The 9,455-nt window shown below is 66.1% G+C and carries 10 protein-coding genes; 9 read left to right on the top strand and 1 reads right to left on the bottom strand.

Annotated features, from left to right (window positions below; translation table 11 throughout):
* Nucleotides 1-864, bottom strand: an 864-nt coding sequence (locus tag B2W70_RS00530; RefSeq protein ID WP_286741972.1) for a sulfate ABC transporter substrate-binding protein, incomplete at its 3' end; no start/stop codon positions are given.
* A gap of 242 nt (nucleotides 865-1,106) precedes the next feature.
* Here B2W70_RS00530 and B2W70_RS00535 point away from each other — a divergent pair.
* The 9 genes from B2W70_RS00535 to modC all read left to right on the top strand — a co-directional run.
* Nucleotides 1,107-2,147 carry a sulfate ABC transporter substrate-binding protein gene (locus B2W70_RS00535; protein WP_414631009.1) on the top strand — a complete coding sequence of 347 codons (1,041 nt, stop codon included), beginning with the start codon at nucleotides 1,107-1,109 and terminating at the stop codon, nucleotides 2,145-2,147.
* A gap of 23 nt (nucleotides 2,148-2,170) precedes the next feature.
* Nucleotides 2,171-3,013 (top strand): sulfate ABC transporter permease subunit CysT, encoded by an 843-nt coding sequence (cysT, locus tag B2W70_RS00540; RefSeq protein ID WP_286741975.1) that lies wholly within the window; start codon nucleotides 2,171-2,173, stop codon nucleotides 3,011-3,013.
* 19 nt (nucleotides 3,014-3,032) lie between these two features.
* Nucleotides 3,033-3,950 carry a sulfate ABC transporter permease subunit CysW gene (gene cysW, locus B2W70_RS00545; protein WP_083505833.1) on the top strand — a complete coding sequence of 306 codons (918 nt, stop codon included), beginning with the start codon at nucleotides 3,033-3,035 and terminating at the stop codon, nucleotides 3,948-3,950.
* Entirely contained in the window at nucleotides 3,947-4,996 is a 1,050-nt protein-coding gene (locus B2W70_RS00550) for a sulfate/molybdate ABC transporter ATP-binding protein (RefSeq protein ID WP_286741978.1), read from the top strand. The genes cysW and B2W70_RS00550 overlap by 4 nt, the downstream gene beginning before the upstream one ends.
* Complete coding sequence (locus B2W70_RS00555) at nucleotides 4,993-5,943, top strand: CysB family HTH-type transcriptional regulator (protein WP_286741980.1); 951 nt, start codon at nucleotides 4,993-4,995, stop codon at nucleotides 5,941-5,943. Before B2W70_RS00550 ends, B2W70_RS00555 begins: the two co-directional genes overlap by 4 nt.
* A 159-nt stretch (nucleotides 5,944-6,102) precedes the next feature.
* A complete protein-coding gene (locus B2W70_RS00560) occupies nucleotides 6,103-6,894 on the top strand; it encodes a TOBE domain-containing protein (RefSeq protein WP_286741982.1) in 792 nt (263 codons plus the stop codon).
* 21 nt (nucleotides 6,895-6,915) lie between these two features.
* Nucleotides 6,916-7,683: a molybdate ABC transporter substrate-binding protein gene (gene modA / locus B2W70_RS00565; protein ID WP_058086706.1), complete on the top strand. Its 768-nt coding sequence runs from the start codon at nucleotides 6,916-6,918 to the stop codon at nucleotides 7,681-7,683.
* Nucleotides 7,671-8,378 carry a molybdate ABC transporter permease subunit gene (gene modB / locus B2W70_RS00570; RefSeq protein ID WP_058086737.1) on the top strand — a complete coding sequence of 236 codons (708 nt, stop codon included), beginning with the start codon at nucleotides 7,671-7,673 and terminating at the stop codon, nucleotides 8,376-8,378. Before modA ends, modB begins: the two co-directional genes overlap by 13 nt.
* Before the next feature lie 35 nt (nucleotides 8,379-8,413).
* On the top strand, nucleotides 8,414-9,455 hold a 1,042-nt coding region (gene modC, locus B2W70_RS00575; RefSeq protein WP_414631010.1), incomplete at its 3' end, for a molybdenum ABC transporter ATP-binding protein.

Consider the following 9,455-nt stretch of genomic DNA (forward strand, 5'->3'; position numbering starts at 1 on the left):
GCGGTAGAAGTGCTTGCCGGCCAGATCCTGTCCTTCGGCGCTGTAGAGGTACTCGATGTAAGCCTTGGCCACATCGCGCGTGCCGCGCTTGTCTGCCACCTTGTCGACGATGGCCACGGGCGGCTCGGCGTAGATCGACAGCTTCGGGTAGACGATGTCGAACTTGTCAGTGCCAAATTCTTTCAGCGTGAGGTGGGCTTCGTTTTCCCAGGCCAGCAGCACGTCGCCCTGGCCGCGTTCGGCGAAGGTCACGGTCGAGCCGCGGGCGCCGGAGTCCAGCACGGGCACGTTCTCGTACAGCTTGCGCACGAACTCCCGGGCCTTGTCTTCGGAGCCTGTTTTCTTGAGTTCGTGGGCCCAGGCGGCCAGGTAGTTCCAGCGGGCACCGCCCGAGGTCTTGGGGTTGGGCGTGATGACGCCCACGCCCGGCTTGATCAGGTCTGACCAGTCCTTGATCTGCTTGGGGTTGCCCTTGCGCACGAGGAAGACGATGGTCGAGGTGTAGGGCGAACTGTTGCCTTGGAAGGACTTCTGCCAGTCGGGCTTGAGCAGGCCTTTCGAAGCGATGGCGTCGATGTCGTAGGCCAGGGCCAGCGTGACGACGTCGGCTTCCAGTCCGTCGATCACCGATCGGGCCTGCTTGCCCGAACCTCCATGAGAGGCCTTCACTGTGACGTTGTCGCCGGTCTTGGCCTTCCAATGCTTGGCAAAAGCGCCGTTGTACTCGGCATAGAACTCGCGCGTTGGATCATAGGAAACGTTCAGCAGAGAGATGTCCTTGGCTTGGGCCAGGCTGCCCACAGTGAAGGCGGCGGCGAGGGCCAGAGCGTGAAAAGCGCGGCGGGTGAAAGTCGTTTGGGGCATGGGGGCGTCGGTCAGGTGATGCGATGTCTGCATGCTGAGCACGGAGCCCGAGCTTGAGAACGAAGGAATGCGCACGAGCTCATGCGTTATGCGCGCAGCAAGGCGCCTCGGCATGAAAGCGATGCCTGTAAGCGCGCGCGCGCACCGCGCGCAATCGCTTTGCGCGTTTTGTGCATAAGGAGCTGAGCAATGGGCGCTTCTGCCAAAGACTTTGGCTGCATAGCATCCAAAGCATTCGTCAGATGGAGTCCCGAATGAGCAGCCTTCGCCGCCTTGCCCTCAAAGCCACCGCCCTGGTCCTGACCACCTCTGGCCTGGGGCTCACGTCCCTGTCCGCCCACGCCGACGCCACCCTGCTCAACGTCTCCTACGACGTCACCCGCGAGTTCTACAAGGACTACAACCAGGCCTTCGCCCGCCACTGGAAGCAGACCACCGGCGAGACCCTGACGCTCAACCAGTCGCACGGCGGCTCCAGCAAACAGGCCAACAGCGTGGTTGAAGGCTTGAGTGCAGACGTCATCACCATGAACCAAGCCAGCGACATCGACATCCTGGCCGAAAAGGGCAAGCTGATTCCGGCCGACTGGGCCAAACGCCTGCCCTACAACAGCTCCCCTACCGCATCGGTCACCGTGATCCTGGTGCGCAAGGGCAACCCCAAGCAGATCAAGGACTGGTCCGACCTGGGCCGTCCCGGCGTGTCCGTCGTGATCCCCAACCCCAAGACCTCGGGCAACGGTCGCTACTCCTACCTGGCGGCCTGGGGCTCGGTCATCAAGGCGGGCGGCAAGCCCGAGCAGGCCCGTACCCTGGTCCAGAAGATCTTCGCCAACGTGCCCGTGTTCGACGGCGGCGGCCGCGCGGCCACCACCACCTTCGCACAGCGCAACATCGGCGACGCCCTGGCCACCTTCGAGAGCGAGGTGCCGCTGATCCAGAACGAGTTCAAGGGCGACTACCAGGTCGTCTACCCCAAGACCACCATCCTGGCCGAGAACCCGGTCAGCGTGGTCGACAAGGTGGTCGACAAGAAGGGCACGCGCAAGCAGGCCGAGGCTTACCTGCAGTACCTCTACTCCGATGAAGGCCAGGCGATTGCCGTCAAGCACAACTTGCGTCCGCGCTCGCCCGCGCTGCTCAAGCAGCACCAGGCGAAGTTCATTGGCGTGCCCACCTTCACCGTGGACGAGGTCTTCGGTGGCTGGGGCAAGGTGCAGGCCGAGCACTTCCGCGACGGCGGCATCTACGACCAGATCACCGCGGCCGGCCGAGCCAAGTGACGCCCGCCTGAAAAGAGCCTGACATGTTGTTTTCCAAAACCCTGCTGCGGCGGCACAGCGTGCTGCCCGGCTTCGACCTGGCCCTGGGCCTGACGCTGCTGTACCTGTGCCTGATCGTGCTGATCCCGTTGAGCGCGGCCATCCTGCGCACCACGGAGCTGACCTGGCCGGCCTTCGTTGAAACGGTGACTTCGCCTCGCGTGGTGGCGTCCTACAAGCTGACCTTTGGCGCATCGCTGCTGGCCGCGCTGGTCAACGCCTTCTTCGGCCTGCTGGTGGCCTGGGTGCTGGTGCGCTATGACTTTTTTGGCCGCCGCGTCGTCGATGCCCTGGTGGACCTGCCCTTTGCCTTGCCCACCGCGGTGGCCGGCATCACGCTGACCGGGTTGTACGCTGGCAACGGCTGGATCGGCCAGTGGCTCGAACCCTTGGGGCTGAAGGTGGCGTTCACGCCAGTGGGTGTGTTCGTGGCCATGACCTTCATCGGCCTGCCCTTCGTGGTTCGCACGGTGCAGCCCATCCTGGAAGACCTGGCCTCCGAGCTGGAAGAGGCCGCCGCCACGCTGGGTGCCAGCCGCTGGCAGTGCTTCAGCAAGGTGATCTTTCCCATCCTGACCCCGGCGCTGCTCACGGGTTTTGCGCTGACCTTTGCCCGCGCCCTGGGCGAGTACGGCTCGATCATCTTCATCGCCGGCAACATGCCGATGATCTCGGAGATCACGCCGCTGCTCATCATCACCAAGCTGGAGCAGTACGACTACGCCGGCGCCACCGCCATCGCCGTGGTCATGCTGGTGATGTCCTTCATCCTGCTGCTGGCCATCAACGCCCTGCAAGCCTGGACGCGCAAGCGCCAGGGCAAGTGACCCCTTCGGAGTTCATCTCATGACCGCTGTTTCTCAACCGGTGAACGCGTTGCCTGCATCGCGCACCCTCTCGCCACCTGACGTGGCCGGGGCCACCACCGAGCCCGCGTGGGTGCGGCGCCTGCTCATCGGCGTGGCGCTGGTTTTTCTGTCGCTGTTCCTGTTCGTGCCCCTGGTCACCGTGTTCGTCGAGGCCTTCAAGAAGGGCTGGGACGTGTACGTGGCCGCTGTCACGGACCCGGATGCGGTGTCGGCCATCTGGCTGACGCTGACGGCCGCCGCCATCGCCGTGCCGCTGAACCTGGTCTTCGGCGTGTCGGCGGCCTGGGCGATCGCCAAGTTCGACTTCCGCGGCAAGAGCGTTCTGCTCACGCTGATCGACCTGCCGTTCTCTGTCTCGCCCGTGATCGCCGGTTTGATCTACGTGCTGGTCTTCGGCCTGCAAGGCTGGTGGGGCGAGTGGCTGATCGCCAACGATTACAAGGTCATCTTCGCGGTGCCTGGCATCGTGCTGGCCACCATCTTCGTGACCTTCCCGTTCGTGGCGCGTGAGCTGATCCCGCTGATGCAGGCGCAAGGCCAGGAGCAGGAAGAAGCCGCTCGCGTGCTGGGTGCCTCGGGCTGGCAGACCTTCTGGAAGGTGACCCTGCCCAACGTGAAGTGGGGCCTGCTGTACGGCGTGATCCTGTGCAACGCGCGGGCCATGGGTGAGTTCGGCGCCGTCTCGGTGGTCTCGGGCCACATCCGCGGGCAGACCAACACGCTGCCGCTGCACATCGAAATCCTCTACAACGAGTACCAGTTCGCCGCGTCCTTCGCCGTGGCATCCTTGCTGGCCAGCCTGGCGCTGGTCACCCTGGTGCTCAAATACATCGTCGAACGCCGGGTTCAGCAACAGCTGGCCCAGGCCGCCCAAGCATCCGGAGTCCCCGCATGAGCATCGAAGTCAAGAACCTGGTCAAGCGTTTCGGTCAGACAACCGTCTGCGACAACCTGAACCTGCACATCCCCTCCGGCCAACTGGTCGCCCTGCTGGGCCCCTCGGGCTCTGGCAAGACCTCGCTGCTGCGCATCATCGCCGGCCTGGAAGTGCCCGACTCTGGCGCCGTCTATTTCAATGGCGAGGACACGACCCACGTGGCCGTGCGCGAGCGCAACGTGGGCTTCGTGTTCCAGCACTACGCGCTGTTCGGCCACATGACGATTTTCGAGAACGTGGCCTTCGGTTTGCGCGTGCGCCCCAAGGACAGCCGCCCGTCTGAAGAGGCCATTCGCGCCAAGGTGACCGAGCTGCTCAAGCTCGTGCAGCTCGACTGGATCGCCGACCGCTACCCGCACCAGCTATCGGGCGGCCAGCGCCAGCGCATCGCCCTGGCGCGCGCTTTGGCCGTCGAGCCCAAGGTGCTGCTGCTCGACGAGCCTTTCGGCGCGCTCGACGCCAAGGTGCGCAAGGAGCTGCGCCGCTGGCTGCGCCGCCTGCACGACGAAATGCACATCACCAGCGTGTTCGTGACCCACGACCAGGAAGAAGCCATGGAAGTGGCCGACCGCATTGTGGTGATGAACCAGGGCCGAATCGAGCAGGAAGGCGCGCCCGACGAGGTCTACGACCACCCGGCCACGCCCTTCGTGCTGCAGTTCCTGGGTGACGTGAACCTGTTCCACGGCCGTGACCACGCGCCAGGCACGGTGGGTGAGGGTGCTGCTGCACAGCCTGCGGTGAGTTACGTGCGTCCGCACGAGATCCAGGTGCTGGCCCACGCCGAAGACGGCTCGCTGGCCGCCACCCTGATCGACACGCTGACCGTGGGCCCCAACACCCGCCTGGCCTTCCGTCGCACCGATGGTTCAGGTGAGATCGAGGTCGAGCTCAGCCGGGACGAGTACGCAGCCCTGCGTGACAGCGGTGTGCTGCGCGCCGGTCACGACGCGCACCTCAAGCCGCGCCGCATCCGCCAGTTCGAGTCGGGGGTGCGTGCATGAACTTCCAGCAACTGCGCTCCGTGCGCGAAGCGGCGCGGCGTGGCTACAACCTGACCGAGGTGGCCGCGGCGCTGCACACCTCGCAGCCGGGCGTGAGCCGCCAGATCCGCGAACTCGAAGACGAGTTGGGCGTGGAGTTGTTCCAGCGCGCGGGCAAGCGCCTGACGGGCCTGACGCCTTCCGGCCAGCAGCTCCTGCCCGTCATCGAGCGCCTGCTGCGCGAGGCCGAGAACCTGCGCCAGGCCGCGCGCGACTGCGCCTCGCACGACACGGGTCCCCTCTCTCTGGCCGCCACCCACTCGCAGGCGCGTTATGCGCTGCCTTCGGCGGTTCGCGACTTCCGATTGCGCTATCCGAAGGTCACGCTGAGCCTGCACCAGGGCTCGCCCCGCCAGGTGGCCCAGATGCTGATCGACGGTGAAGCCGACATCGGCATCGCCACCGAGGCGCTCGACCAGTACCCGCAACTGGTCACGCTGCCTTGCTACACCTGGACGCACAGCGTGGTCGTGCCCCCGGGCCACCCCTTGCTCGATGGCCAGCCGCTGACGCTGGAGCGCCTGGCCAAGTTCCCGCTCATCACCTATGACGGGGGCTTCACGGGCCGCGCCCACATCGACGAGGCCTTCTCTCGCGAAGGGCTGCAGCCCAGCATCGTGCTGTCCGCCATGGACGCCGACGTGATCAAGACCTATGTCGAGCTGGGCATGGGTGTGGGCCTGGTGGCCTCCATCGCCTTCGACGAAGACCGGGACCGCAACCTGCGCGCGCTCGACGCCGGCCACCTCTTCAGCGTCAACATGACGCGGCTGGCCTTTCGGCGCGGGGCCTTCCTGCGTGGTTATGTGCATGGCTTCATCGAGACCTTCGCCTCACCACTGACGCGCGAGGTCGTGGAGCAGGCGATTGCCAAGGCCACTGCGGAAGACAACGACGCGCACGCTTGAGCTGGCCCAGGCCTCACGCGGCCCCTTTTCGGCACCGATGGGAGATTCGCTATATAGTGGGATACATAGCGAATTCCTTGTGTCGAAACGATGTCGCCATCGGCACCCAAAATGCCAAGAACCTCCAGAGCGTCCAAGCCGCCTGACACCCCTGTGGCCTTGCAAGGCCGCCTGGAACTGATCAGCGGTGGCGCCACCCTGCTGGCCGATGCCCGCATCCGCCTGCTCGAAGCCATTGACGAGCAGGGATCGATCTCCCGGGCGGCGCCCCTGGTGCCGCTCTCCTACAAGGGGGCCTGGGACGCGATCGAGGCGATGAACAACCTGTCCACCGAGTCGCTCGTCGAGCGGTCTACGGGTGGTCGCCATGGTGGTGGCGCGGTCCTCACAGCGCATGGCCGGCGCATGGTCGAGCTCTACCGTGCGATGGAAGGCGAGTGCCAGCTCGCTCTGGCGCGCCTGCTGTCACGTGGCATGGAAGGCGCCGATTCGGACGCCGGGGCGTTCGCCTGCTTCCTGCGCAACATGGCCCTGCGCACGAGCGCCCGCAACCAGTTTCTGTGCACGGTGGTCTCGCTGGAGCCGACCGATGTCGATGTGTTGCTGCACCTCAGCCTGGATGGCGATCAGCCCCTGTCGGTGCTCGTGACGCAAGCGTCCGTCGAGCGCCTGGGCATCCGCGAAGGCATGTCGCTGATGGTGCTCGTCAAGGCATCCGCCGTCGGGCTGGGGCGTCGAGCCCCCGTCGCGCGCAGCGACCAGAACACCTTGTGGGGAACGGTCACCGGGATCATCGAAGGCGCACAGCGCTGCGAGGTCACCGTGCAGGTGGGCGCCCATCGTTTCATCACCGCCGTGCTGACGGCCAGCGATGCGCAACGCGTGCAACCCGAAGTGGGTGAGCGGCTGTGCGCGCTTTTCTCGCCTTCGTCCCCGCTTGTCTCACTCTGACGCAGTCCCTGCACCGACACCATGATTCAAAGCGGTTCCTTCCGCTCCGTTGTCCTGGCTGCCCTGGGTGGCCTGTCGCTGCTGAGTGCCCCCTGTTTCGCCGATGAAGTCCAGGTCGCCGTGGCGGCCAACTTCGCGGGCCCCTTCCAGCAGATCGCCGCAGGCTTCGCCACCGCAACCGGCCACCAGGCCGTCGTTTCGACGGGCTCGACCGGCAAGTTCCACTCGCAGATCAGCAACGGTGCACCCTTTGCCGTGCTGATCGCCGCCGACGACGAAACCCCGGCCAAGCTCATCAGCGAGGGCTTGGCCGTCAAGGGCTCGTCCTTCACCTATGCCGTGGGAAAGCTGGTGCTCTGGAGCGCCAAGCCCGGCTACGTGGACGCCAAGGGCGAGGTGCTCAAGGCGGGTGACTTCCAGCACCTGGCTGTGGCCAACCCCAAGCTTGCTCCTTATGGGGCGGCCGCGATGCAAGCGCTGAACAAGCTGGGCCTGGCCGATAAGCTCGCGCCACGCATCGTGCAGGGCGAGAACATCGGCCAGGCTCAGCAGTTCGTGGCCACGGGCAACGCCGAGTTGGGCTTCGTGGCCTGGTCCCAGGTGGCAATCCCGGGCAAAGTGCCCACCGGTTCATGGTGGCTGGTGCCCGCACAACTGCACACCCCGATCCGTCAGAACGCGGTGCTCTTGACGCGCGGTGTGAACCAGGCGGCCGCTCAGGCCTTGATCAAGTACCTGCAGTCGGACGCGGCCAAGTCCGTGATCCAGGCCTGGGGATACGGCCTGTGAACCCAGCCGACTGGCAAGCCCTCAAACTCACAGCCCAGCTGGCCGGGCTCACGACCGTGTTGTTGTTGCTCGTGGGCACGCCCATTGCCTGGTGGCTGGCGCACACGCGCTCTCGTCTCAAAGGGGTGGTGGGCGCCGTGGTGGCCTTGCCGCTGGTGCTGCCCCCCACGGTCATTGGCTTTTACCTGCTGCTGCTGCTGGGTCCGCATGGCGCGGTGGGCAAGGCCATGCAGTCCCTGGGGCTGGGCCTCCTGCCCTTCACGTTCGCGGGTCTGGTGGTGGCGTCGGTGCTGCACTCCATGCCGTTCGTCGTGCAGCCTTTGCAGCAGGCTTTCGAGGCCATCGGCTCGCGACCGCTGGAAGTGGCGGCCACGCTTCGGGCGTCGCCCTGGGACCGATTCCTGAGCGTGGCGCTGCCCCTGGCGCGTCCCGGCTTTCTCACGGCTGCGGTGCTGGGCTTTGCGCACACCGTGGGCGAGTTCGGCGTGGTGTTGATGATCGGCGGCAACATCCCCGGCCGCACGCAGGTGCTCTCGGTGGCGCTGTATGGCCACGTCGAAGCTCAGGAGTGGGCCCTGGCCCATTGGCTGGCCGGCGGCATGGTGGCCTTTGGCTTCGGCGTGATGTGGCTGCTTTACGCCTTGAACGGCCGGGGTGGCCGCGCGCTGCGCGGCTTGAGCGGGACCCCTACATGAGCCAGTCCGCTGCCTCCACCCGTCGCCTGTCGCCCATGACCCCAGCGAGCGATGCCGGGCAGGCGCCGGCCATCGAGGCCCGCCTGCGCTTGAGCCGGCCGGGCTTTGCCCTGGACGTGAACCTGAAGCTGCCCGGACAAGGCATCTCCGTGTTGCTGGGCCCATCGGGGTGCGGCAAGACCACCGTGCTGCGCTGCCTGGCTGGCCTGGAGCAGGCGCAGGGCAGCGTGAGCGTGGCGGGCCAGGCCTGGCAGGACGATGAACGCAGGTGGCACCTGCCCACCCACCGCCGTCCCCTGGGCATGGTCTTTCAGGAGGCCAGCCTGTTTGCACACCTGTCGGTCCAGGACAACCTGCTGTACGGCTTTCGGCGCATCCCGCTTGCGCAACGGCGCATCCAGCCCGATCAAGCCATCGCCTTGCTGGGCATCGGCCACCTGATGGACCGATCGTCGGCGGGCTTGTCAGGCGGCGAACGGCAGCGTGTGGCCATTGCCCGGGCGCTGCTGACCAGCCCGGACTTGTTGCTGATGGACGAGCCCCTGTCGGCGCTCGATGCGGCCCGCAAGGCAGAGGTGCTGCCCTACCTTGCGAGCTTGAGTGACAGCGGTGTGCCCATCGTTTACGTGACCCATTCCTTGGACGAGGCCGCTCGCCTGGCCGACCACCTGGTGTTGCTGCGCGAAGGGCGCGTTGAAATGGCGGGCGCGGCCGATGAAGTCATGGCGCGGCCAGACTGCCCTCTAGCGCGCTTCGACGATGCTTGCGCCATCCTCCATGCCACCGTGGTCGAGCGGGAGCCAGAGCCCGGTCTGTCCAGGCTGAGGCTGGGTTGCATCAACGGCGGTGGCGATGGCCAGTCGGGCGCGGAGCTTTGGGTGGGCGGCTGCACCGGCGCCATCGGCGAGAGGGTGCGGGTGAGGGTGCTGGCGCGCGACGTCAGCGTGGCACTCAGCCAACCGGTGGACAGCAGCATCCTCAACATCCTGCCCGCCACGGTGGATGCGCTGCATGACGAAGATGTCGCCAGCGTGATGCTGCGGCTGACGCTGAGCGATGGCAGCGCTTTGCTGGCTC

Origin of the sequence: Aquabacterium sp. UBA2148 (assembly GCF_002328915.1) — a bacterium.
Taxonomy (GTDB): domain Bacteria; phylum Pseudomonadota; class Gammaproteobacteria; order Burkholderiales; family Burkholderiaceae_C; genus Aquabacterium; species Aquabacterium parvum.